A 23,629-nucleotide genomic window follows, 5' to 3' on the forward strand; every position below is an offset into this window, starting at 1 on the left:
CGCAGCGGGGCGACGGTGATCTGACGTTCTTCGGTGCGTCGGCGAAGTGCTTCGCGTCGGACGTGGCGATGGAGGTCACGACGGACGCGGTGCAGCTGCTGGGCGGGTACGGGTACACGCGGGACTACCCGGTGGAGCGGATGATGCGCGACGCGAAGATCACCCAGATCTACGAGGGCACCAACCAGGTCCAGCGCATCGTCATGGCCCGCAACCTGCCGTAGCAGGAGAAGCGAAACCAGGTCGCTGGGAGCTGAGCGGGTGCGAAAACAGGGGCGCGGGGAACTGCGCGAAGCGGAAGGCACCCCACCGCAAGATCGCGACGCAGGACTATGACCTGCACGTGATCGCGACCTAGCTGGCGGTCGCTCCTTGCCCGCGCAGTTCCCCGCGCCCCTGGTTGTGCTCCCCCTGGTTCCGCTCTCCCTGGGTTGGCGCCCTCACACCCACCTTCCGGGCCGGGGCGCCGGCCCAGATTTCGTTCGGGCCCGTGGACCGGGTGAGCACCGCGTTCGCGCCGATGATGGTCCCGGCGCCGACCGTCAGAATGCCGGACTTGCAGACGATCTTCGCGCCGGCGCAGACCACCACCCCGTCCTCCAGCACCACCCGTCGCATCGCGGATTCCTCCTGCGGTACCCACGGGTCGGCGCGCCCGATGGTGACGCCGTTGTAGAGGGTGACGTTCGCGCCGAGGGTGGTGAAGGGGTGCAGGACGGTGCCGAAGCCCCGGTGGTAGACGAGCAGGCCGGGGCCGATCTCGGCGGCGGCGGGGACCTCCACCCCGTAGAGGGCCAGGGCTTCCTGGACCAGGCGGCCGAACAGCCGGCTTCGGCGGCGGTAGATGAGGGAGGTCACCAGCGACATGCCGGACATTGTCGCGGCGATCGCCCTGGCGCACGTCAACGACGCGCTGGAGGACGGGAGTTCGAAACTCCCGCCGTCCTGCGCCAGGCGCTCACTTGGTGTCGGGCACCGCAGTGTCGTTCTTCATCGCGTCGAAGACGGCCTTGGACTTGGCCGGGTCCCACTTGACGGCGGATTCGCCGGTGGGGGTGCGGTAGTCGGGGTTGCCGATCGGGACGGTGATGGTCTGGCCGTCGCCGCCGGTGACGCCCTTCATGGCGAGGAACATCGAGCCGAGGTCGGTGAGGCCGGCGTCCTTGTCGACGATCAGGGTGTCCAGACCGGCGGAGGCCAGCGGGTAGAAAGTGAAGGGATTGAGCAGGGTGCCGGGGGAGGCGGCCTGCTTGGCGAGGGCGCTGAGGAACTTCTGCTGGTTGCGCATCCGGCCGAGGTCCTGGTCGGCCATCTGGTGCCGCTGGCGGACGAATGCGAGGGCCTGCTTGCCGCTCAGGGTCTGGGTGCCGGCCTTGAGGTCGAGGCCGGAGTCCTTGTCCTTGATCGGCTGGTCGATGGTCATTTCGACGCCGCCGACGGCGTCGACCAGGCCGACGAACCCGGCGAAGCCGATCTCCGCGTAGTGGTCGATCCGCAGGCCGGTGTTGGTCTCGACGGTCTGCACCAGGAGCCGGCCGCCGCCGCTCGCGAAGGAGGCGTTGATCTTCCGGGTGGCGGCGGCTATGGACTTTCCGTTGCCGGAGGTGTCCTGGTGCGCGGGTATCTGCACCCAGGAGTCGCGCGGGATCGACATCAGGGTGTTTCCGTGGTCGCCGATGTGCAGGATCATCATCGAGTCGCTGCGCTTGCCCTCGGCGGAGCCGGTGTGGAGGGAGTCCTCCTGGGCGTCGGTCAGGCCCTCGCGGCTGTCCGAGCCGACGATCAGCCAGTTGGTTCCCTTGCCGGCCGGCGGGCGGCCCGGATAGTCGGCGAGCACGTTCTCGTGCCGGAGCTTGCCGTCCGCCCAGAAGTAGGTGCCGGTGAGGGTCGTGAGCAGCACCAGGACCAGGCCGAGCGCCGAGTATCCGATGATCTTCTTGCGCGAGCGGCGCGGCCGGGCCGGCTGCTGGGCGGCATCGCCCGACGGGTTCGGCCCGGGCTCGTACGGCGGCCGGCCACCGTACGGAGGCCGGTCACCGGGGCCGCTGGGCGTGCCGGGGCCGCCGGGCGTGCCGCCGCCCTGGTACGGGGGCTGGTCGGGGCGGGAGAGCGGGACGCCCGTACCGCGCGGATTCAACGACGGCGGCAGCGGCGGCTCCGAGGCCGCCCCGCCCCGGCCGCGTGCCGCGTCGCCCTGCCCGTATGCGCCGCCCCCCGGGCGCTCCTGCCACGTGTTCATGAGGGGAAGGATGCCCGAACCGCGGGCCGCGTAGTGATCGTCCGGGTCGGCCGGGGCTCCTTGTGGCCGATTTGATGCAGGGCCCGGACCGTTCGGTGCGGTGTTCATCGGCCGGACACGTTCTTGACCCGGTAAAACCGTGCGTGTTTGCATGGCCGCATGGAGCAGCGGAAGGTCCTCACCCGTCGGCGGCACGTCGACCACGGTCGGGTGTCCTGCTCGCTGTGTCGCGGCTGAGTCCTCGCCGCACCTTCACCCTCATCGCGAGCCCCGCGTACCCGCACCCGCACCCCCGTGCCTGCGGCTGCGTCCGCGCCCTCGCGTTCCCGTTCTCCCCGTTTCCGGCCGCCGTGCGCGCGGCCGTACGCACCGAGGTGACTCCATGGCCGTGATCCTGTCCGTCTCCGGTTCCCCGTCCCTGACCTCCCGCACCACCCGGCTGCTGCGGCACGTCGACCGCCGGCTCGTCTCGCACGGTCACCGGGTGGACGCGCTGGACGTCCGTACGCTGCCCGCCGAGGCGCTGCTGTCCGCCGACACCACCGACCCGGCCATAGCCCGCGCCGTCGAGCTGTTCGAGCGGGCCGACGCAGTGGTGATCGGCACGCCGGTGTACAAGGCCGCCTATTCGGGCCTGCTGAAGGCGCTGCTCGACCTGCTGCCGCAGTACGCGCTGCGCGGCAAGACCGTTCTGCCGCTGGCCACCGGCGGCTCCACCGCGCACGTGCTGGCGGTGGACTACGCGCTGCGCCCGGTGCTGACCTCGATGGGCGCCGCGCACGTCACCCAGGGCTGGTTCGTGCTGGACCGGCACATCGGGGTGCGCGAGGACGGCGGCACCGAGCTGGAACGGGAGACCGAGGTGCTGCTGACCCCGGTGGTGGACGCGTTCTCCGCCGCGCTCCGGCCGCGGGCCGAACTGGCCACCGCCGGCTGACAGTTCGTCAACCGCCGGGATCCGGACCCCTACCCCGCGGGGCGCGAACCCCTAAGGGAGAGGGCCCGGGTCCCGGAGCGTTCCCCGGTGGTGGCGTTCGTCCCGGTGGAGGACGCCCGGGCGCGGCGCGGCCGGGAGGCTTGAGGCATCGGGCGGACCCCACCCCACCTCAAGGAGCACGCAGTGACCACGGCACCGAGCGCCGCGCACCTCACACCCGTAGTCGATCAGAACGATGTCGCCGCCCGGGCCCGGCAGGTGACCAAGGCCTACGGTTCGGGCGAGACCCGGGTGGCGGCGCTGAACGCGGTCGATGTGGACATCCAGCGCGGCCGGTTCACCGCGATCATGGGCCCGTCGGGCTCCGGCAAGTCGACCCTGATGCACTGCCTGGCCGGCCTGGACAGCGTCTCCGAGGGGCGGATCTGGATCGGTGACACCGAGGTCACCGGCCTGAAGGACAAGCAGCTGACCCGGCTGCGCCGCGACAAGATCGGCTTCATCTTCCAGGCGTTCAACCTGCTGCCGACGCTGAACGCGCTGGAGAACATCACGCTGCCGATGGACATCGCCGGCCGCAAGGCCGACCGGGCGTGGCTGGAGCAGGTGATCGAGACCGTCGGCCTGTCCGGCCGGCTGAAGCACCGGCCCGGGCAGCTCTCCGGCGGCCAGCAGCAGCGCGTCGCGGTGGCCCGGGCGCTGGCCGCCCGGCCCGAGATCATCTTCGGCGACGAGCCGACCGGCAACCTGGACTCCCGTTCCGGTGCGGAGGTGCTCGGCTTCCTGCGCCGCTCGGTGGACGAACTCGGCCAGACCATCGTGATGGTGACGCACGATCCGGTGGCCGCCGGCCACGCGGACCGGGTGCTGTTCCTCGCCGACGGCGTGATCGTCGACGAGATGCACAACCCCACCGCCGACTCCGTCCTGACCCGCATGCGCCGTTTCGACGGCAAGCGCACCAGCTGAGACGGGACCGGGAACGATGCTGCTCAAGACTTCGCTGCGGAGCTTCCTCGCGCACAAGTGGCGCCTGGTGCTCTCCCTGCTGGCCGTGGTGCTCTCGGTCGCCTTCGTGGCCGGCACCCTGGTCTTCTACAACACCGCCACCACCACCTTCGACCGGCTGTTCGCCGCCACCGCCTCCGACCTGTCGGTGCGCAAGGCGCAGGACGAGCTGACCGCCGGCGGCCCCGGCCGGGCCCCGACCGTCCCGGTCGCCACCCAGCAGAGGCTCGCCGCCGAACCGGGCGTCAAGGCCGCCCTCGGCGAGGTCATGGTCTCCTCCGCCACCCTGGTCGACCCGGCCACCAACAAGCTGGTCGGCCCGACCAGCGGCGCCCCCACCCTGACCGGCAACTGGACGGACTCCCCGCGCAAGTCACTGGACATCACCTCCGGCCACCAGCCGCAGGGCTCCGACCAGTTGATGCTGGACGCCGACACCGCCAAGAAGTCCGGCCTCGGCCTGGGCGGCAAGGTCCGGGTGATCACCGAGACCGGCAGCCACGACTTCACCGTCTCCGGCATCGCCACCTTCCGGACCACCAACCCCGGTGCGGCGCTGGCCTTCCTGGACACCCCGACCGCGCAGCGGGTGCTGCTCGGCACCGAGGCGTACACCTCCGTCGAGGTGTTCGGCGACGGCAGCCGCAGCAACGACGAGCTGAAGACCGCCGCGCTGGCCGACCTCGGCAACGGCTACCAGGCGAAGACCGCCGCCGAGCAGCAGAAGGAGAACTCCGAGGGCGTCGGCTCGTTCCTGAAGTTCATGAAGTGGGCGATGCTCGGCTTCGCCTTCCTGTCCGCCGCCGTCGGCATCTTCCTGATCGTCAACACCTTCTCCATGCTGGTCACCCAGCGCACCCGGGAGATCGGCCTGCTGCGCGCCATCGGCGGCAGCCGGTCGCAGGTCAACCGTTCGGTGCTGGTCGAGGGCCTGATCCTCGGCCTGATCGGCTCCACCATCGGTATCGGCGCCGGCCTCGGCCTGGCCGCCGGCATGATCCAGCTGATGCAGGCGACCGGGATGAACCTGGACGCCTCCTCGCTCCAGGTCACCTGGGCCGTCCCCGTGGTCGGCTACGCCGTCGGCCTGCCGGTCACCCTGCTCGCCGCGTTCTTCCCGGCCCGCCGCGCCGCCCGGATCACCCCGATGGCCGCGCTGCTCGACCACTCGGCCCCCGCCGAACCCCGCGCCAACCGGATCCGGGCCGCGGTCGGCCTGCTGATCACCGGCGCCGGCGCCGCCGCGCTGGTGCTCGCCGCAGGCTCGCCCGGCTCCACCGGCGGCCTGCTGCTGGGCCTCGGCCTGCTGGCCACCCTGGCCGGCTCGGTGGTGCTCGGCCCGCTGCTGGTCTCCGTCCTGGTCCGGCTGCTCGGCGGCCTGCTGCCCGCGCTGTTCGGCCCCGCCGGGCGGCTCGCCCAGCGCAATGTGATCCGCAACCCGCGCCGCACCGGCTCCACCGCCGCCGCGCTGATGATCGGCCTGGCCGTGGTGATCGGCGCCTCGGTGGTCACCTCCTCGATGGTCGGCTCGATGACCGCCCAGATCGACAAGTCCGTCGGCGCCGACTACGTGGTGGAGGGCCGCACGAACGGCCTCACCCCCGCGATGACCGAGGCCGCCCGGCGCACCAAGGGCCTCGACCACCTCACCGAGCAGCGCAACGTCCCTGCCGAGGTCGCGCTGCCCGACGGCGGCACCCTGCGCACCCGGCTCGCCGTCTCGAACGCCGACTACCTGCGCGACTTCCGGCTCCCGGTGGCCGCCGGCAGTGCCGAGGCGGTGTTCGCCGGCGGCAGCCTCTCGGTCGGCCAGGACTTCGCCGACGAGCACCACGTCAAGGTCGGCGACCAGCTCACCGTCAACTACGGCGAGGGCCGCACCCAGACCCTCAAGGTCGCCGCCGTGATCAAGACCGGCAACCAGCTGTTCGACCACCGCTTCTTCACCGACACCGACACCGTCGCCAAGGCGATGAACGGCCAACTGCCGCCCGCCGGCGTGGCGTTCGGCACTGCTGCGGCCGGCGCCGACAAGGCCGCGGTGCTCGCCGACCTGCAGAAGTCGCTGGCCGAGTACCCGCAGCTGATGGTCAAGGACCAGGCCGGCTACAAGGAGATGGTCAAGTCCCAGTTCGACCAGCTGCTCGCCATGGTCTACGGCCTGCTCGGCCTGACGATCGTGGTCGCCGTCCTCGGCGTGGTCAACACGCTGGCGCTGTCCGTGGTCGAGCGCACCCGGGAGATCGGCCTGCTGCGCGCCATCGGCCTGTCCCGCCGTCAGCTGCGCCGCACCGTCCGCCTGGAGTCCGTGGTGATCGCCCTGTTCGGCGCCGTCCTCGGCGCCGTGCTCGGCCTCAGCTGGGGTGTCACCGCCCGCGCCGTCCTCTCCGAGCAGGGCCTGACGGTGCTGACCATCCCGACCGGCACCGTCGTCACCGTCCTGATCGGCTCCGTGCTGGTCGGCCTGGTCGCCGCCCTCGTCCCGGCCTTCCGCGCCGCGAGGATGAACGTCCTGGCCGCCATCGCCACCGACTGACGGACCGCCACGCCACCTGGCCCGCCCGGAGCATCCGGGCGGGCCCGTGTCGTTCCGGGCCGCCGTGAAGTGCCGTCACCGGCACCCGGTTGACGCCCCGGCCGGCCCGCGACACCGCCATGTGCGGACACCCCTCCCGCCGGCCGGTCCGAATCGCTCCTCTCCTCGACGTGGCCTCGTGGCTGATCGTCAACAGCGGTTCGCGCAACGGGAATTGAAACTCTCTTTACCTCCGGTGCGAGCGCCCCGGAAGACGCCTGTCACAATCGCGCGCATGTCGGAATACCCCGTGCCTCCGCTGCCCGCCGCGCCCGCGCTGACGCTGGCCGCCGCCGACCAATGGCGGGCCGCCCGGGTGTGGCCGAGGCTGCACAGCCGCTGGCTGGCGCTGCTGCCCGTGGTGACGGTGGTGGTGGCGATGGTGATCGACCGGACGCCGGAGCGCTGCGATTCGTGGCGGTCCTGCACCGTGCCGTACGCCGAGAGCGCCGCGCCCGCCGTGCTGCTGGTGGAGTTCCTGGTGCTGCTGCTGCGCCGGAACACTGGTTTCGTGGTGCCCGCCGTGGTCGGCCTGCTGCTCTGGTTCCTGCCGAACGCGCTGCCCGGCCCCTGGCTGCCGGTTGCCGCCTGCGCCGCGCACCTCGCAGCCGCCGCCGCGCTGTACCGGGCGGAGGCCGGCCACCGCCGTGCCGAGGCCCAACTGGCCACGCTGATGGGCCCGTCGGTGCCCTACCCGTGGACGCTGCGGGGCGGCGACTCCCCGATCGACCCGCCGGCGGTGCCCCAGGTGCGGCGGATCCTGGCCGCCCTGTTCGGGGCGGGCGCGGTGGTGCTGCTGGTGGCCGGTGTGTCGCAGACCGAGGACGGCATCGGCCGGGCCGCCCGCGCCGACCGGACGTGGGGCATCGTGCGCACCGTCCACGACGGCGGCGAGGGCGCCACCGTCGAGTACCGGCTGCCGCACGACTTCCGCACCCTCACCGCCGAGGTGGGCGGCGAACGCACGGTCGGCGAGCAGGTCCCGCTGCTGGTCGACGGCACCGGCTGGTACCGGGCCGCCGACGAGTGGCAGAACTCCACGGTGTGGTGGCTCGGCGTCGGCGCCTTCGGCACCTTCGCCGTCCTGCTGGTCCTCTCCGCACGTCGCACCACCCTGGCCCGCCGAACCATCGGGGACAGCGCGCCCGCCCTGCGGGTCCGGGTCCGGCGGACGGAGGCCGGCGCCCTGGAGGTGCTGCCGGTGGACGGCGGAGACCGCGAGGCGGGTCTGTGGCGGCTGCTGCGGTTCGGCGACGGGGCCGCCCAGTACGCGTCCGCCGGCCCCGGCGGGCCGGCCGCCTGGATACCCGACCCCGGCGGCGAAGCGGACGACGAGCGAAGCTCGGACACCCCCGTCGAAGCGCTGCTCTACCGCTGGATCGGCCGCAACCGGCTCCTGGTGTTCCGCTCCCCGGAGGCGCCGCACCGGTGGACGGCCGCACACGCCGCCGTCCTGACCGCCCCGTCCGAGCGGCACCGCGCCGTGCGCGACGAGGCGGCCCTGGTGAAGACCGAGGCCGCCCGCCACCTGGCGGCCGACCTCGCCGAACACCCCGACGGCAGCCCGGAACCGGCCCGGGTGTTCGGCCTGCCCACCGCGCTGCGCTGTGCGGCGGCCCCGGTCGCCGCCGTGCTGATCGGCGTGGTGATGGACTTCCTGGCCGATCAGGACAACGTGATGGACCGCCTGCTCCGCCCGCTGCTGATGGGAAGTGGGCTTCTGCTCGCCGTCATGGGCGGGTTCGGCTGGCAGCTCGCGGTGGACCGCGACGGCGTCGCCTTCAGCGGCGTGCTGCGGGCGGGCCGGGCGAGCTGGCAGCAGGTGACGGCGGCGGCGGTGCACCGGGGCCGCTTCACGCTGCGCGGCGGGCTCCGGGAGTTCGGCTTCCCCGTGCTCCCGGCCCGCCTGCTGCACCGTCACTTCGGCGGCGAGTTCGACCCGCAGCAGGTCGCCCGCACCGTCACCGCGCTCGCCCGGCGCCCGGAGCGCCGCCCGCTGAGCGTGCTGCCCGCGAGTACGGTCGGTTCGGTGCTGTGGCTGAACCGCCTGGTGCTCGCCGGCTACCTGGGGTGGGTGGTGGCCCAGTACCTGCTGCGCTGACCGCCCGTCAGGCCGGGCAGCTGATCTCGTTGCCGCTCTCCGCCCCGGCCACCGGGCCCGCGGCGGCCGGGGCGGGCGCGGGCCCGGTGGCCGGGCTCTTGTAGTCGCTGCCCGCCACCACCTGGAAGGTCGCGCCGAGGTTCGGGACCTTGACCAGTTCGGCGTCCGGCAGCGCGGCGGCCAGCGTCCTCACCGACTCGTCCCAGTGCGGGTCGTAGCGGATCACGGTGCGGGTGGCGGCCGGTCCGTTGCCGGGCGCGTTGGACGGGGTGCCGGTGGTGACGAACCCGGCCTTGCGCAGGTCCTCGTCCACCCGGATGCCCAGGCCCTGCACGCCCGCGCCGTTCAGCACCTGCACCCGCACCTGCTCGGGAGGAACCGTTCCGGCAGTCGGCGCCGTCGAGGGGGCCGCCGCCGGCGCGGGACCGGTCAGCGGCCGCCCGGCCCGGACCGCCTCGAACAGCGCCTTCGCGCCCTTCTCGTCCCACAGCACGGTCGAGCCCCAGCCCGGCACCGGATGGTCCACCGAGGACAGCGGCACCGTCGCGAAGTCCGCGTTCGACGCCGACACGTCCTTCAACCGGGTGGCGAAATCCAGCAGTTCGGCGTTGCCCAGGCCCTTGTCCACCTTCACCGACCGCAGCACGGTGTCCATCACCCCGGTCAGCTTCGCCGGATTGAGCAGGGTGCCACCGGAGGACGCCTGGCGCAGCAGCTGCGCCAGGAACTTCTGCTGGCGGTGCATCCGCCCGAGGTCCGAGGAGCCGTCCACGTGCCGGGCCCGGACGTAGCGCAGCGCCCCCGCACCGTCCAGCCTGCTGGTGCCGGCCGGCAGGTCGAGGCCCGAGTAGTCGTCCTTCAGCGGCTTGGGCGAGCACACCTCGACGCCGCCGAGGGCGTCCACGGTGGAGACGAAACCGAGGAAGTTCACCTCGATGTAGTGGTCGATCCGCAGCCCGGTGTTCTGCTCCACGGTGCGCACCGCCAGCGGCGCCCCGCCCATCCCGTAGGCGGCGTTGATCTTGCCCTTGGAAGCGGGCACCTGCTTGCCGGAGACCAGGTCCTGGTGCGCGGGGATGTCCACGTACGAGTCGCGCGGCACGGACACCACGGTGGCCCGGCCGCGGTCCGCGGACAGCTGGACGATCATCATGGTGTCGGTGCAGTGGCAGGACTCGCCGCCCGCGTGCAGCACGTTCTTCAGGGTGGCTTCCGGGATGCCGTCCCGCTCGTCGGTGCCGACCACCAGGAAGGTCGAGGCCCCGTCGTCGGCGGGCCGGTCCGGGCCGCCGCCGATCGCGTCCACCCGCCCCAGCGAGGAGCCGACCCCGTTCAGCACCGCCCAGCCCGCGCCGGAGGCGGCCAGTACCGAGAAGGAGAGCGTGCCCGCCGCCCACATCCCCCAGCGCCGGCGGCGCCTCCGACTGGATCCGGTCAGGCGTACGAGCTGGCGCTGAGCAGGCATTCTCCGAATGCTAAGCGCTGCGGCGCGCCCGGCCCGGGCGACGCGCCGGACCGGGACCGACCCGGGCCGACACCCGGCGGTCCGCGCCGGTACGCTCGGGCACGATGAACACCAAGGCTGCTGAGGAGCTGCCGGCGGTCTCCGTGATCATGCCGGTGCTCAACGAGGAACGTCACCTGCGCACTGCCGTCCACCGGATCCTGGAACAGGAGTACGGCGGCGAACTGGAGGTGGTGATCGCACTCGGCCCGTCCACCGACCGGACCGACGAGATCGCCGCCACCCTGGTCGCCGAGGACCCACGGGTGCGCACCGTCCCCAACCCGACCGGCCGCACCCCCGCCGGCCTGAACGCCGCGATCCGGGCCAGCCGGCACCCCGTGGTGGTCCGGGTGGACGGCCACGGGCTGCTGACGCCCGGTTACATCGCCACCGCCGTCCGGCTGCTGGACGAGATGGACGCCGCCAACGTCGGCGGCATCATGCACGCCGAGGGCGAGACCGAGTGGGAACGCGCCGTCGCCACCGCGATGACCTCGAAGATAGGTGTCGGCAACGCGGCCTTCCACACCGGCGGCCTGGCCGGCCCCGCCGACACCGTCTACCTCGGGGTGTTCCGCCGCGAGGTGCTGGAGCAGCAGGGCGGCTACAACGAGGAGTTCATCCGCGCCCAGGACTGGGAGCTGAACTACCGGATCCGGCAGGCCGGCGGACTGGTCTGGTTCACCCCGCAGCTGAAGGTCACCTACCGGCCCCGGCCGACCCCCCGCGCGCTGTCCAAGCAGTACAAGGACTACGGCCGCTGGCGCCGGGTCGTCACCCGCTACCACCGCGGCTCGGTCAACCTGCGCTACCTGGCCCCGCCGGCCGCCCTGCTCGGCGTGGTCGGCGGAGCGGTGCTGGGCGCCGCGCTGCACCCGGTGTTCCTGGTGCTGCCGGGCGGCTACTTCGCGGCGATCGTGGCCGGCGGCCTGCTGGAGGGCCGCGGCCTGTCCGCCAAGGCCCGGGTGCAGGTCCCGCTGGCCCTCGCCACCATGCACCTGAGCTGGGGCTTCGGCTTCCTCACCTCGCCGCGCAAGCTGGCCCGCAAGGTGATCGCCTCCACCCCGCCCGCGCCGATCGACCCGGCCACCACCGGCCGCGCCTGACCGGCCGTCGAGGACGGTCCCCGGAAGGCCGGACGGGGGCCGTCCACCCGCGCTAGGGTCGCGCCATGACGAGCAGCGCCCCCAGGATCGAGGCCACCGCCGACGTCGACCCGCGCGCCACCGTCGGCCCGGGCAGCACCGTCTGGCACCTCGCCCAGGTCCGCGAGCACGCCGAGATCGGCGCCGAGTGCATCATCGGCCGCGGCGCCTACGTCGGGCCCGGCGTGCGGCTCGGCAACCGGGTCAAGCTGCAGAACCACGCCCTGGTGTACGAGCCCGCAGTGCTGGAGGACGGCGTCTTCGTCGGCCCGGCCGCCGTCCTCACCAACGACCGGTACCCGCGCTCCGTCGAGCCGGACGGCCGGCTCAAACGCGGCGAGGACTGGCACGCCCGCGGTGTCACGCTCCGGCAGGGCTGCTCGATCGGCGGCCGGGCCGTGCTGGTGGCCGGCGTCACCGTCGGCCGGTGGGCGCTGGTCGCGGCCGGTGCGGTGGTGCACCGGGACGTCCCCGACTTCGCGCTGGTCGCCGGGGTGCCCGCCCGCCGGATCAAGTGGGTCGGCCGGGCCGGCGAACCGCTGGAGCCCGTCGGCGAAGGCCGCTGGCGCTGTCCGCGCACCGGCGAGCGGTACACCGAGACCGCCCCCGACACGCTCGTCCCGGACGCCGAACTCCCGTCCTGACCGGGCTACTTGAACTTCGACGCGCAGACGTTGGTGTCGTCCGCCCGGACCCGCTGGAGATCCTTCGGGGCCTCGGTCGGAACCGCCGACGGCACGCCCGCCCCGACGAAATCGGCACCCAGCACCACCAGCAGGCCGTCCCGGCCCGCCGCCCGCACCGCCGTCGCGGGCAGCCCGAGCGCGGCGGCCACCGCCCGCGCCCGGTCCTCCTGGCCGGCCGGGTAGGACACCGAACTGGCCTGGCGGGCATCCGTGTTGCTGCCGATGACGGCCGAGGTGAACCCCTTCGCCCGCAGCACCGAGGCCGCCCGGCCGGCCTGCCCGGGCGTCCCGGTGCCGTTGCGGACCGTCACCCGCACCTCGCCGGCGTCCAGCGGGGACGGGCTCGGGGTCGGGGCCGGGGTGGGGGAGGCCGGTGTCTGCTGCTGCGCGGCCTCGGTCAGTGAACGGTCCGCGGCGATCATCGCGAACAGCTGCTGCGCGTCGCCGGGCTTGAGGACCAGCCGGTTGTTGTCCGTCGGGTCGTCCAGCACCGGCACCGTGGTGAAGGTGATGTTCCTGGTGTTCACCCGGGAGATGTCCAGCACCAGGTCCTTCAGCCGGTTGACGTCGTTGAGGGCGCTGTCCACGGTCAGCGCCTTGGTGGCGGCGTCCGCCAGGCTCCACAGCTTGGCCGGGCTGGTCAGGGTGTCGCTGCTCTTCATCTTGCGGATCATCGAGCTGATGAACTGCTGCTGGAGCGGAATGCGCGTCAGATCGCCGCCCAGGCCCACCGCGTGGCGGGTCCGGACGAACGCCAGCGCCTCCTCGCCCTGCACCACGTGCCGCCCGGCGGCCATCTTCAGGTGCGAGTACGGGTCGTCGATGGCGGTGGCCGCGCACACCTCGACGCCGCCGACCGCCGTGGAGAGTGACTTCACCGCCTCGAAGTTGACCATCATGAAGTGGTTGATCCGGACGCCCGTCAACTTCTCCACGGTCTTCCAGGTGCAGCCCGGGTCCCGACCGTCCTGCCCCAGGCTGGTGTTGAACATCGCCCGCGCCTCGCCGGGGATGCGCCTGCTGCCGCTGCGGCACTCGGGGACGGTCACCATCAGGTCGCGCGGGATCGACACCACCGTGGCGTTGCTGCGGTCCCTGGAGATGTGGAACAGCAGCGTGGTGTCCGCATGCCCGGTGGACCCCTCGTCGCCGTACTCGCGGCCCAGGCCGACCCGGCTGTCGGTGCCGATCACCAGCAGGTTCAGCGCGTCGTTGGTCGCCTGCGGGCGCTCCGACTCGTCGCCGACCTGGACCTTCACCGAGGAGATGTTCCGGTTGAAGTGCCGGTACACGTAGAACGCCCCGCCGCAGCCCGCCACCAGCACCAGGCCCAGCGAGCCGGCCACCCAGGCCAGCAACCGCCGCCCGCGCACCACCCGGCCGCGCCGCCGCGCCGACCGCCCGCCCGCCACCGCACTGGCACTCCGCGCCCGCCGGCCGGAGTTGTCCGAGTCGCCCCGGTTCCGGTGTCCGCTGTTCATCCGGGCCACCCTAGAGGAGCCCGTTCGGCGAACCACCCCGCTCCGGGCCGCCGTCACCCGTGGGAGCGGCGGGAAACGACAACGGCGCGCCCCGCCCGGATCACCTCACCAGGCAGCGCGCGCCGTCGTCACGGGATGGTCAGCCGAGACGCAGCGTCACTCGTTCGGATTCAATCCGCTGCTGCCACTGACGGTCCGTCAACTGGCCGGAGTTTCGGCACAGAACGACCGACGCCCCGGCCGCCAGCGGCGCCAGCAGACCCGCCTCCAGCCCCGTCCAGTCGTCGAACGACAGCGTCGACAGAACACGACTTCCGCTGTCCAGGCCCAGCCGGGCCGCGCCCTCCCGGGCCAGCGCCACCGCCTGCTCGCCCGTCAGCTTCAGCGCCAGCCCGTCCACCGACGACTCCAGCGCCACCGCCTGCGGATCCACCGGCGAGTACGGGGCGAACCGGTCGCCCTGCCCGGGCACCTCCGCCGCGTAGTCCAGGAACCCGTCCGGCTTCTGCGGGAACCGGCCGCCCAGCGGACGCAGCGCCAGCGCCACCCGCTCCCCGGGGCACTCCTGCGCCGCCTCCAGGCCCTCCGGACCCGACACCACCAGGTCCGAGTCCTTCGGCTCACCGCCCGGCACCGCGACCACACCCACCGACCAGCACGCCAGCAGCCACACCGCGCTCTGCCAGTGCGCCGGCAGCAGCAGCGCCGCCCGGTCGTCCGGCGAGGCGTTCAGCTCGTCCTGCAACAGGTTGGCCGTCTTCGCCACCCAGTTGTCGAAAGTCTTCGCCGACAACTCCACCCGTTCCCCGGTCGAGTCGTCGTAGAAGGTCACCAGAGGGCGGGACGGATCGGCACCGGCCCCGGCGCGCAGGTAGGCCTGCAACAGCTCGGCGGGGGTGCGGGCTTCGGCAGCGAAAAGCGCAGTCATGGTGCGGTCCAGCCTACGTCCTGCAACCGGCCGGACGGGAGGGTGCCCGCCCGTCCACCCGCCGCGCCGCGTTACCCTCGCAGACGCCCCCGCCACCCGCACACCCCGAGGAACTCCGATGCCAGAGCTGACCCGACAGTGGCGGCCCGGCTACCCCCTCGACCTCGGCCGCACCCTCTACCCGCTGCAACGCGGCACCGGCGACCCCGCCTTCCGCCGCGACCCCGACGGCACCGTCTGGCGCGCTTCCCGCACCCCCGACGGCCCCGGCACCCTGCGCATCCGGCCCGACCACGACGAGATCGCCGCCACCGCGTGGGGCCCCGGCGCGAACTGGCTGCTCCAGCAACTTCCCGCGCTGCTCGGCGCCGAGGACGACCCGGCCGGCCTCGTACTGCCCCCCGGACCGCTCCGCGACGCCCAACGCACCTGCCCCGGGCTCCGGTTGACCCGCACCGGCCTGGTGATGGAGTCCCTCGTCCCCGCCGTCCTGGAACAGAAGGTCACCACCGGCGAGGCCTACCGCGCCTGGCGCACCCTGCTCCGCGACTACGGCACCCCCGCCCCCGGCCCCGCCGCCGACCTCGGCCTGCGGGTCGCCCCCTCCGCCCGCGACTGGTCGCTGATCCCCAGCTGGGCCTGGCACCGCGCCGGCGTCGATCCCAAACGCTCCGCCACCGTCCAGCGCGCCGTCCGCCTCGCCGCGAAGCTCGAAGCCGCCTCCACCATGCCCTCCGCCGACGCTTTCGCCCGCCTCACCGCCGTCCCCGGCATCGGCACATGGACCGCCGCCGAAACCCTGCAGCGCAGCAACGGCGACGCGGACGCCGTCTCGGTCGGCGACTTCCACCTCCCCAACATCGTCGGCTGGGCCCTGGCCGGCCGCCCCCGCAGCGACGACACCCAAATGCTCGCCCTCCTGGAGCCCTACCGCCCCCACCGCCACCGCCTCTGCCGCATCATCCCCCTCACCGGCACCCGCCCACCCAAGTACGGACCCCGCCTCACCCCGAACGACCACCGGGCAAGGTGAACATTGCGGGCGCGAATCCAGGGGCCCGGGGGTGCGAAACCAGGGGCCCGGGGAACGGCGGGGCCGGGTCTGCTGGTGATCAACAGGGCGCTTGGCGTTCCGCCGTTTCTGGTCCCCGCCTTGACCCCACCCCGCCGCTTCCCGGCCCCCGGCGCGCCTACCTCACCGTCAAAAAGTCATCCGCAGACCGTGGCTGACGCACCTTCGGCTCCTCCGCCGACCGGCCGACGGCAATCGCACCCATCGGGTCCCAGTCCGCAGGGAGGTCCAGTACGTCCCGGACGGTCTCCCGGCAGAACATCGTCGAAGACACCCACGCCGAGCCGTACCCCTCGCCGGTGAGGGTGACCAGCAGGTTCTGCACCGCAGCCCCGATCGCGACCGTGAACATCTCCCTCTCGGCCCCCGCCCGCCTCGCGTCCGGGTACTCGTGCGAGCCGTCCATCACCATGCACGGAATCACCAAGTACGGCGCCCCGCGCAACACTTCGCCACGGGCGGTGCGCCGCGCGATGCGCTCCTCGGACCACCCGTCGAGCTCCCGCAGGTCGCGCTGCCAGGCGCCGAGCATCGCGTCCAGCAGCCGCGTCCGGCTCTCCGCGGATTCGAGCAGCACGAACCGCCACGGAGTGGTGTGATGCGGCGCGGGCGCGGTGACGGCGGCGGCCACGGCACGTCGCACCGCACCGCCGTCCACCGGTTCGTCGGTGAACGCCCGGACGGTCCGTCGCAGTGTGACGGCCTCCCGGATCGCCTCCGACGTTCCCAGCCGGAACATGTCGTTCTCGGCGGGGCGGATGATCGGCCGGACCCCGTCCCCGTCCTCCGCGGTGACGAGCTGCGGCAGCCCGCGCACGATCGCGACGGGCGTGCCGGTGGCCTTGCCCTTCACCAGGTCGGTGGCGGCGGCGAGTTCGTCGGCGGTGGCGGTGACGGTCAGGCGCAGTTCGTTGCCGTGGCTGTCGGTCCGCCCGCGGTGGTCCTCCAGCACCGACAGTCCGGCCGCGCCGATGGCCACATCGGTGAGGCCGTTGCGCCAGGGCCGCCCGAAGGTGTCGGTGACGATCACCGCGAGCCGCCGTCCGGTCAACTCCTGGAGCCGGGCGCGCAGTCGGCGCGCGCTCGCGTCGGGGTCGAGCGGCAGCAGCAGGACGGTGCCGGGGGCGGTGTTGGACGCGTCGACGCCCGCGGCGGCCATCACCAGGCCGTTGCGGTTCTGGACGATCCGGGCGGCGCCGCGCCGGGCGACCACCCGGACGGTCTCGGCGTCGATCGCGGCTTCGCGGTCCGTCGCGTGCAGCAGCCGGCCCTCGGCCTTGGAGACCACCTTGGAGGTGATCGCCAGGATGTCGCCGTCCTCGAACTCGCCCGCCTTGGCGATCAGTTCGGCGAGGTCGTCGCCCGCGGCGATCTCCGGCAGCCCGGTGACGGGCAGCAACCGCAGCCCGTCGGTGGTCACTTGGCGACCTCGGCGGCCAACTCCAGTGCGGCGCGGGCCATCTCGGCGGTGGCGTCGACGTCGGTCATCAGCAGCGGCACGGCCCGGCAGGCGATTCCGGCGGCCTCCACCTCGGCGACGGCGGCGGCGTCCGAGCTGTCCACCAGCCAGCCGTCCAGCAGCCCGCCGGAGGTCCGCGCGCCGTAGTGCTTGGCGACGGCGGCGGCCGAGGTCTCCACACCGACCGCGGCGAGCACCTTGTCGGCCATGCCACGCACGGGCGCGCCGCCGATGATCGGGGACAGGCCCACCACGGGGGCGTTCGCGCCGGCCACCGCCTCCCGGATGCCGGGGACGGCGAGGATGGTGCCGATCGACACCACCGGGTTCGACGGCGGCAGCAGCACCAGGTCGGCCCCGGCGATGGCCTCCAGCACACCGGGCGCGGGCTTCGCGGTGCCCGCGCCGACCGGGATGATCGCCTCGGCGTCCACGGCGGCGTGCAGCCGCACCCAGTACTCCTGGAAGTGCACCACCCGGGGGCCGTCCGCGTCGGTGATCCGGACGTGCGTCTCCACCCGGTCGTCGCTCATCGGCAGCAGGCGCACGCCCGGCTTCCACCGGGTGCACAGCGCCTCGGTGACGGCGGACAGCGGGTAGCCGGCGTCGATCATCTGGGTGCGGACGAGGTGGGTGGCGAAGTCCCGGTCGCCGAGCCCGAACCAGTCGGGGCCGACGCCGTAGGCCTTCATCTCCTCCTTGATCGACCAGGTCTCGTCGCGGCGGCCCCAGCCCTGTTCCTCGTGGATGCCGTCGCCGAGGGTGTACATCACGGTGTCCAGGTCGGGGCAGACCTTCAGCCCGTACAGGTGGATGTCGTCGCCGGTGTTCCCGATCACGGTGATCTCGTCCGTCGGCGCGACCGCCGCCCGCAGTCCGCGCAGGAACCTGGCCCCGCCGATGCCGCCCGCCAGTGCAGTGATTCGCATGGCTTCATCCTGCCAGCGGGTCAGTGCACCCGGTGACGGAGCCGCTGGGTCGCCGCCGGGTACTGGTTCATCTCGACCAGGCCGGGCGTGTACAGGTGGACGGAGACCGCGGGCTCCAGCGAGGCGTTGACCATCTCGTGCAGGTGGCCGGTGGCGAGCACCCGCAGCCCGCCGGGGGTCAGGGCGCGCGAGCCCTCGCCGCCCGCCGTCAACGAGCGTTCGGTGAGCTCACCCTGAAGGACTGTCATCACACCGGCGGAGCGGCCGTGGTCGTGGAAGCCGCTGGACTGGCCGGGCAGCCAGCTGAGCAGCCACACCTCGTAGCCGGGGCCGGTCTCCAGCCGGGAGTACCAGCGGGTCAGCGCGTCGTAGCGGACCAGTGGCTCCCAGCGGGCGCGGTCGGCGGCGATCTCCCGGACCAGCCGGGCGTAGCCGGCGACGGTGGTGGGGTGCGCGGGCAGGTCGGTGCGGGCCAGGTGCGGGAAGGCCGTCGGGTCGCCCGCGATGGACACGTCGCTCAGACCGTCGGTCCAGCGCGGGGCGGCGGCAGGGGTGACGGGCAGGCGGTTGCGGTCGCGGTTGCGCTTGCGGAGGCGGGGCATTCGCACGGTGTGACGTCCTCGGGTTCGGCTGCGGGCAAGGATCAGCCGGATCCGCGAGAGCGTTCAGTTCAGGGGGACTGTCGCGCGGTCGGCCTCTGTTCCGGGGCGGCGCGCGGTGGGACGCGGGCGCCTAGATACAGCGGAGACAGCGGCAACAACACGAGAAGTTCGCGGCAGCACCGAGGAGCGCCTGGCGGCGCCGGTCGGCGAAGAGGGCCGGGAACTCGGACATGCGGGCAAGCAGACCGCAACCGACCCTCCAGTGTCAAGGAGCCAGGTCGGACATTCGGGTCACATCGGCCTGGAAGCGCCGGATGGGGTGATAAACGCCCAATCAGGTTTGGATGGGAAGATCAGGGGGAAAGGACGGCGTGAGATCGCCTCGAACCGGCAGGTCGGGCACGGTCGGGCGGGCTGACGACAGGTCAGGAACCAAGGTGGATGTCCGGGTTGTCCGGATATGTACACTATTCGTAGTGGCTTGGTTCCGGGGAGTGAATCCTTGGCCCAATACCAGAGCTCGGCTTGACTGGGCCAGAGTGACGCAACTGTAATTTCTCTCGTGTCGTTCCGCCGCACCGGCAACGGCAACACCACGGGGACGCCAAGAGGGGCAGAGGAGGCGCGCCAGAATGAGCGAGCTCTTTGAGCTGTTGATCGGTGAGGGCATCGAGGAAGACGAAGAGGAACTCGGCTGGCAGGAGCGCGCGTTGTGCGCCCAGACCGACCCCGAGTCGTTCTTCCCCGAGAAGGGCGGATCCACCCGGGAGGCCAAGAAGGTCTGCCTGGCGTGCGAGGTCCGCGCCGAATGCCTGGAGTACGCCCTCGCCAACGACGAGCGGTTCGGCATCTGGGGCGGCCTGTCCGAGCGCGAACGCCGCCGTCTGAAGAAGAGCGCGGTCTGACCTCCCTGCAGACCTCACCCGTGTCGGCGCCTCACCCTCAGGTGGGGCGCTTTCGCATTCCCGCAGCAGCCTGGCCGCCGGTGCCGATACCCGTTGCACCGTCTCTTCACACCACCCGGGAGAACCGGACCAGTCGGAGCCGTTAGTGTGGTGCGTCATCTGCCGTCAAACCCGAACCGGTGGTCCGCGCACCCGATGACTGTCTACAGCCACCAGAGCGGCTTCTCCGCTGCCAGGCCTCCCGCCTACCCGCGCCATCTGGTCACGGCGGTGATCGTCTCGCACGACGGCGCCCGCTGGCTGCCCCAGGCGCTCGCCGGGCTGCTCGGCCAGGACCGGCAGGTCCAGCGCATCCTCGCCGTCGACACCGGCTCCACCGACAACTCCCCGCAGCTGCTCGCCGACACCCTCGGCGACTGGCTCCCCGGCAGCGGCCCGCAGATCCTCGGCCGCCGGGTCGGCTTCGGCCGCGCCGTCGGCGAAGCCGTCTTCAACAGCCCGCCGCTGCGCCCCGAAGACCTCTCCTACAGCCTCGACCCGTCCGGCTACGACCCGGTCACCGGCGGCTGGGACGACTTCGGCGACCCGCTCGCCCACGAGGACGACCTCGGCCGCGGCGGACCGCGCGAGACCAAGCCGGTCGAGTGGCTCTGGCTGCTGCACGACGACTGCGAACCGCAGACCGACGCCCTGCGCCGCCTGCTCCAGGTCGCCGACTCCACCCCGACCGCCGCCGTGGTCGGCCCCAAGCTCCGCTCCTGGTACGACCGCAGGCAGCTGCTCGAAGTCGGCGTCACCATCGCCCGCTCCGGCCGCCGTTGGACCGGACTCGACCGCCGCGAACAGGACCAGGGCCAGCACGACCAGGTCCGCCCGGTGCTCGCCGTCTCCACCGCCGGCATGTTGGTGCGCCGCGACGTGTTCGAGGAACTCGGCGGATTCGACCGGGCGTTGCCGCTGATGCGCGACGACACCGACTTCTGCTGGCGGGTCAACGCGGCCGGCCACCGGGTGGTGGTCGCCCCCGACGCGGTGCTCCGGCACGCCGAGGCCGCCAGCCGCGAACGCCGCGCCATTGACTGCGGCCCCGCCCACCCGCACCGGGTCGACAAGGCCGGCGCCGTCTACACCCTGCTCGCCAACTCCAAGGGCGCGCTGTTCCCGTACGTCCTGCTCCGGCTGATCGTCGGCACCCTGGTGCGGGTGATCGGCAACCTGGTCGGCAAGGACCCCCGGCAGGCCTACGACGAGATCGCCGGCCTCGGCCACGAACTGGTGCGCCTGCCACGGCTGATGGCCGCCCGCGCGCAGCGTCGCAAGACCCGCTCGGTCGACTCGATGGACGACCGCACCCTGTTCCCCCCGCCCGGCGCCACCGTCCGCCTCGCCGTCGAGAACATGGTCGGCTCGCTCGGCATCGGCGGCGCCGACGACGCGGGCGCCGGCCGGCACGGCTCCGTCGAGTCCGGGCCCGGCGAGGACGACACCGACGACCTGGTGGTCGAACAGTTCGCGCTGCTCAAGAAGCTGGTACGGCGGCCCGCCCCGGTGCTGTTCGCCGCGCTGCTGCTGGTCGCGCTGGTCGCCTGCCGCAACCTGATCGGCTCCGGCTTCCTGCAAGGCGGCGCGCTGCTGCCCGCCGGCGAAGGCGCGGCCGGCCTGTGGAACATGTTCGCCGACCCCTGGCACCCCGTCGGCACCGGCTCCACCGCCGCCACCCCGCCCTACCTCGGCGTGCTGGCCATCCTCTCCTGGGCGCTGTTCGACCACGCCGACCTGGCGCTCACCCTGATCGTGGTGCTCTCGGTGCCGCTCTCCGCGGTCGGCGCCTACCTGGTCTCCCGTCCGCTGATCGCCTCCAAGCTGGTCCGCGCCTGGGCCAGCGCCACCTACGCGCTGCTGCCCGCCGCCACCGGAGCGCTCGCCCAGGGCCGGATCGGCACCGCCGTGCTCGCCGTGCTGCTGCCGCCGCTGGCCCGCGCCGCCGCGATCGCCGCCGGCCTCGGCATCCGCAAGGAGACCGCCGCCAAGGGCGCCCGCCCCGGCTGGCGCTCCGCCTGGATGACCGTGCTGCTGCTCACCGTCAGCACCGCCTTCGTCCCGCTCGTCTGGGCCATAGCGGTGCCGCTCTGCGTGGCCGCGCTGGTCCACGCGGTGCTCCGCGGCGGGGCGTTCGGCTCCGGCATGCAGGCGGTGCGGCTGCTCGGCCTGCGCGTCGTGGTGATCCTCGGCGTGCCCGTGCTGGTGCTCGCCCCCTGGTCGATCCAGGTCCTCGCGCACCCGTCCCGGCTGCTGCTGGAGGCCGGTGTCCCCGGCTTCAGCGGCCCGGCCGCCGACCCGCTCGGCCTGGTGCTGGTCAACCCCGGCGGCGCCGGCGTCCCCCCGGTGTGGCTGTCGGCCGGCGTGGTGCTGTCCGCGCTTGCCGCGCTGCTGCGCGCCGACCGCCGCCGCGCGGTGCTCGCCGCCTGGGGCGCGGCCGCCGCCGGACTGGTCTTCTCGGTCGTGGTGGCCGGAACCGCCGTCACCCCCGCCTCCGGCGGACCCGCCACCGCCGCCTGGGCCGGCCCCGCCACCCTGCTGGCCGGTGTCGCGCTGCTGGCCGCCGCCGCGATCGGCGCCGACGGCGCCAACGCCCGCGTGTCCGGCATCGCCTTCGGCTGGCGCCAGCCGGTCGCCGCGCTGGTGCTGGCCTTCGCCGTACTGGCCCCCGTCGGCACCGCCGCCTGGTGGGCGCTCGTCGGCGCCGACGGCCCGCTGCGCCGCGACACCGCCGCGCAGGTCCCCGCGTTCATCGCGGACGCCGGCGACACCTCCGACCGCTCCCGCACCCTGACGGTCAGCGGCGACGCCGAGGGCACCACGATCCGCTACGCGCTGGTCCGCGGCGCCGGTCTGAGCACCGGTCAGGCCGAGGGCACCGTGGACGAGGCCGCGGACCAGCAGCTCGGAAAGCTCACCGCCAAGCTGCTGGCCGGCTCCGGCGGCGACCTGGCCCGCACCCTGGCCGGGTACGGCGTCAGCTACATCCAGGTCAAGGACCCGGTGATCGGCAAGGTCAAGGACGTCCTCGACACCACCCCGGGCGTGATCCGGCTCAGCCTCGACCACGGCGTCGGCCTCTGGCAGGTCACCGCCGTCCCCGGCACCCGGGCCCAGATCGTCAGCCCCGGCGCCGTCCCGGTGGTCGTCCCGGCCGGCGCCCACGACATCTGGACCACCATCCCGGCCGGCCCGGCCGGCCGCCAGCTGCGGCTCGCCGAACAGGCCGACCCCGCCTGGCAGGCCACCTTGGACGGCAAGCCGCTCAAGGCCGTCACCCTGGACGGCTGGGCGCAGGGCTTCGACCTGCCCGCCGAGGGCGGCCGACTGGACGTCACCCGCACCGGCAGCCTGCTCCACACCGGCTGGGTCTGGGCGCAGCTCGCACTCGGCGTGGTCGTGCTGGTGCTGGCCCTGCCCGGCCGGCGCAACCACAACGACGACGACCTGCCCGAGGAGGTGGTCGCCGCCCAGGCGCTGGCCGCCGCCGCGCAGGCCCAGGCCCCCGCCCCCGGCAGCCGCCGGGCCCGCCGGCTCGCCGAACGCGGCGAGGGCGAGGACCCGCAGGCCGAACCCGGCGTCTACGCCCCCGGCATCCCGGCCCAGCCGGCCGGCGACCCCGAGCCCGCCCCGGCCTACCAGGCCGAGTCCGAGCCGTTCGCCGACCCGTACCAGGCCGACCCCTACCAGGCGGACCCGTACCAGCAGCAGGGCTACCAGTCGGACGGCTACGGCCACGACTACACCCAGCAGCAGCCGGTCGGCGCGCCCTACCAGCCCGAGACGTACGACCAGTACGGCCAGCAGCCCGGCTACGGCTACGACACCCCGCCCGCCCAGGGCTGGACCGATCCGTACGCCGCCGGCGCCGGTTACCCGCAGCAGCAGGACGGGCAGCAGGACGGGCAGCAGCAGACCTGGCTGCCCGAACAGCAGCAGCCCACCACCTACTACGACCCCAACGACCCCTACGGCGGCGGCCACCACCCGCAGCAGCCCGGGACGGGGAGCTGATC

At 73.2% G+C, this 23,629-nt stretch carries 18 protein-coding genes; 10 read left to right on the plus strand and 8 right to left on the minus strand.

The genetic code is table 11. From position 1 onward, the window contains the following. Window positions 1-224 (plus strand): acyl-CoA dehydrogenase family protein (locus ACFV18_RS31340; RefSeq protein WP_380488681.1); only part of this gene is annotated, 224 nt, incomplete at its 5' end. A 130-nt stretch (window positions 225-354) separates the two neighbouring features. Here ACFV18_RS31340 and ACFV18_RS31345 read toward each other — a convergent pair. Further along, complete coding sequence (locus ACFV18_RS31345; protein ID WP_380488682.1) at window positions 355-867, minus strand: serine O-acetyltransferase; 513 nt, start codon at window positions 865-867, stop codon at window positions 355-357. Between the two features lie 91 nt (window positions 868-958). Beyond that, window positions 959-2,239: an LCP family protein gene (locus ACFV18_RS31350; protein ID WP_380488683.1), complete on the minus strand. Its 1,281-nt coding sequence runs from the start codon at window positions 2,237-2,239 to the stop codon at window positions 959-961. 382 nt (window positions 2,240-2,621) lie between these two features. On the opposite strand from ACFV18_RS31350, the gene ssuE reads away from it, so the two are divergent. The 4 genes from ssuE (at window position 2,622) to ACFV18_RS31370 (ending at window position 8,860) form a co-directional block, all read left to right on the plus strand. After that, a complete protein-coding gene (gene ssuE, locus ACFV18_RS31355; RefSeq protein ID WP_380488684.1) occupies window positions 2,622-3,176 on the plus strand; it encodes an NADPH-dependent FMN reductase in 555 nt (184 codons plus the stop codon). A gap of 183 nt (window positions 3,177-3,359) precedes the next feature. Continuing rightward, a complete protein-coding gene (locus tag ACFV18_RS31360) occupies window positions 3,360-4,145 on the plus strand; it encodes an ABC transporter ATP-binding protein (RefSeq protein ID WP_380488685.1) in 786 nt (261 codons plus the stop codon). Window positions 4,146-4,161: 16 nt separating this feature from the next. Next, a complete protein-coding gene (locus ACFV18_RS31365) occupies window positions 4,162-6,720 on the plus strand; it encodes an ABC transporter permease (protein WP_380488686.1) in 2,559 nt (852 codons plus the stop codon). A 274-nt stretch (window positions 6,721-6,994) separates the two neighbouring features. Then, the gene (locus tag ACFV18_RS31370) at window positions 6,995-8,860 is read left to right on the plus strand and encodes a hypothetical protein (RefSeq protein WP_380488687.1); all 1,866 of its coding nucleotides are present in this window, start codon (window positions 6,995-6,997) and stop codon (window positions 8,858-8,860) included. A 7-nt stretch (window positions 8,861-8,867) separates the two neighbouring features. Here the strand turns inward: ACFV18_RS31370 and ACFV18_RS31375 are convergent, their stop codons facing one another. Beyond that, entirely contained in the window at window positions 8,868-10,325 is a 1,458-nt protein-coding gene (locus ACFV18_RS31375) for an LCP family protein (RefSeq protein ID WP_380488688.1), read from the minus strand. A gap of 104 nt (window positions 10,326-10,429) precedes the next feature. Here ACFV18_RS31375 and ACFV18_RS31380 point away from each other — a divergent pair, with 104 nt between their 5' ends. Together ACFV18_RS31380 and ACFV18_RS31385 are read left to right on the plus strand one after the other, a co-directional pair. Further along, complete coding sequence (locus tag ACFV18_RS31380; protein WP_380488689.1) at window positions 10,430-11,473, plus strand: glycosyltransferase; 1,044 nt, start codon at window positions 10,430-10,432, stop codon at window positions 11,471-11,473. A gap of 65 nt (window positions 11,474-11,538) precedes the next feature. Continuing rightward, window positions 11,539-12,156 (plus strand): acyltransferase, encoded by a 618-nt coding sequence (locus ACFV18_RS31385; protein ID WP_380488690.1) that lies wholly within the window; start codon window positions 11,539-11,541, stop codon window positions 12,154-12,156. 5 nt (window positions 12,157-12,161) lie between these two features. Here ACFV18_RS31385 and ACFV18_RS31390 read toward each other — a convergent pair whose 3' ends face one another. Both ACFV18_RS31390 and ACFV18_RS31395 read right to left on the minus strand, forming a co-directional pair. Next, window positions 12,162-13,679, minus strand: coding sequence for an LCP family protein (locus ACFV18_RS31390; RefSeq protein ID WP_380488691.1), 1,518 nt, complete (start codon window positions 13,677-13,679; stop codon window positions 12,162-12,164). A gap of 139 nt (window positions 13,680-13,818) precedes the next feature. Then, on the minus strand, window positions 13,819-14,607 hold the full coding sequence (locus ACFV18_RS31395) for a TIGR03089 family protein (RefSeq protein ID WP_380488692.1): 789 nt from the start codon (window positions 14,605-14,607) through the stop codon (window positions 13,819-13,821). 118 nt (window positions 14,608-14,725) lie between these two features. Between ACFV18_RS31395 and ACFV18_RS31400 the strand changes: the two genes are divergently transcribed. Beyond that, window positions 14,726-15,640, plus strand: a complete 915-nt coding sequence (locus ACFV18_RS31400; RefSeq protein WP_380488693.1) for a DNA-3-methyladenine glycosylase family protein — start codon at window positions 14,726-14,728, stop codon at window positions 15,638-15,640. Window positions 15,641-15,797: 157 nt separating this feature from the next. On the opposite strand, the gene ACFV18_RS31405 is transcribed toward ACFV18_RS31400, so the two are convergent. Genes ACFV18_RS31405 through ACFV18_RS31415 form a run of 3 tightly spaced genes read right to left on the minus strand, consistent with a single transcriptional unit; the run spans window position 15,798 to window position 18,669 of the window. After that, window positions 15,798-17,099, minus strand: coding sequence for a coenzyme F420-0:L-glutamate ligase (locus tag ACFV18_RS31405; RefSeq protein ID WP_380488694.1), 1,302 nt, complete (start codon window positions 17,097-17,099; stop codon window positions 15,798-15,800). After that, the gene (cofD, locus tag ACFV18_RS31410) at window positions 17,096-18,067 is read right to left on the minus strand and encodes a 2-phospho-L-lactate transferase (protein WP_380488695.1); all 972 of its coding nucleotides are present in this window, start codon (window positions 18,065-18,067) and stop codon (window positions 17,096-17,098) included. Before cofD ends, ACFV18_RS31405 begins: the two co-directional genes overlap by 4 nt. A gap of 20 nt (window positions 18,068-18,087) precedes the next feature. Beyond that, on the minus strand, window positions 18,088-18,669 hold the full coding sequence (locus ACFV18_RS31415) for a cysteine dioxygenase (protein ID WP_380488708.1): 582 nt from the start codon (window positions 18,667-18,669) through the stop codon (window positions 18,088-18,090). Window positions 18,670-19,301: 632 nt separating this feature from the next. On the opposite strand from ACFV18_RS31415, the gene ACFV18_RS31420 reads away from it, so the two are divergent. Further along, window positions 19,302-19,574, plus strand: a complete 273-nt coding sequence (locus ACFV18_RS31420) for a WhiB family transcriptional regulator (RefSeq protein WP_014136066.1) — start codon at window positions 19,302-19,304, stop codon at window positions 19,572-19,574. Window positions 19,575-19,769: 195 nt separating this feature from the next. Continuing rightward, window positions 19,770-23,627, plus strand: coding sequence for a glycosyltransferase (locus ACFV18_RS31425; RefSeq protein WP_380488696.1), 3,858 nt, complete (start codon window positions 19,770-19,772; stop codon window positions 23,625-23,627). Window positions 23,628-23,629: the final 2 nt, after the last annotated feature.

The sequence above is a fragment of the Kitasatospora sp. NPDC059673 genome (assembly GCF_042734215.1).
Taxonomy (GTDB): Bacteria; Actinomycetota; Actinomycetes; order Streptomycetales; family Streptomycetaceae; genus Kitasatospora.

Bases quoted from the DNA above. Each gene is read 5' to 3' on its own strand.
- ACFV18_RS31400 (WP_380488693.1), top strand. From the start codon at position 14,726: ATGCCAGAGCTGACCCGACAGTGGCGGCCCGGCTACCCCCTCGACCTC.
- ACFV18_RS31425 (WP_380488696.1), top strand. From the start codon at position 19,770: ATGACTGTCTACAGCCACCAGAGCGGCTTCTCCGCTGCCAGGCCTCCC.
- ACFV18_RS31395 (WP_380488692.1), bottom strand. From the start codon at position 14,607: ATGACTGCGCTTTTCGCTGCCGAAGCCCGCACCCCCGCCGAGCTGTTG.
- cofD (WP_380488695.1), bottom strand. From the start codon at position 18,067: ATGCGAATCACTGCACTGGCGGGCGGCATCGGCGGGGCCAGGTTCCTG.
- ACFV18_RS31380 (WP_380488689.1), top strand. From the start codon at position 10,430: ATGAACACCAAGGCTGCTGAGGAGCTGCCGGCGGTCTCCGTGATCATG.
- ACFV18_RS31390 (WP_380488691.1), bottom strand. From the start codon at position 13,679: ATGAACAGCGGACACCGGAACCGGGGCGACTCGGACAACTCCGGCCGG.
- ACFV18_RS31385 (WP_380488690.1), top strand. From the start codon at position 11,539: ATGACGAGCAGCGCCCCCAGGATCGAGGCCACCGCCGACGTCGACCCG.
- ACFV18_RS31345 (WP_380488682.1), bottom strand. From the start codon at position 867: ATGTCGCTGGTGACCTCCCTCATCTACCGCCGCCGAAGCCGGCTGTTC.
- ACFV18_RS31365 (WP_380488686.1), top strand. From the start codon at position 4,162: ATGCTGCTCAAGACTTCGCTGCGGAGCTTCCTCGCGCACAAGTGGCGC.
- ACFV18_RS31350 (WP_380488683.1), bottom strand. From the start codon at position 2,239: ATGAACACGTGGCAGGAGCGCCCGGGGGGCGGCGCATACGGGCAGGGC.
- ACFV18_RS31420 (WP_014136066.1), top strand. From the start codon at position 19,302: ATGAGCGAGCTCTTTGAGCTGTTGATCGGTGAGGGCATCGAGGAAGAC.
- ACFV18_RS31375 (WP_380488688.1), bottom strand. From the start codon at position 10,325: ATGCCTGCTCAGCGCCAGCTCGTACGCCTGACCGGATCCAGTCGGAGG.
- ACFV18_RS31370 (WP_380488687.1), top strand. From the start codon at position 6,995: ATGTCGGAATACCCCGTGCCTCCGCTGCCCGCCGCGCCCGCGCTGACG.
- ssuE (WP_380488684.1), top strand. From the start codon at position 2,622: ATGGCCGTGATCCTGTCCGTCTCCGGTTCCCCGTCCCTGACCTCCCGC.
- ACFV18_RS31415 (WP_380488708.1), bottom strand. From the start codon at position 18,669: ATGCCCCGCCTCCGCAAGCGCAACCGCGACCGCAACCGCCTGCCCGTC.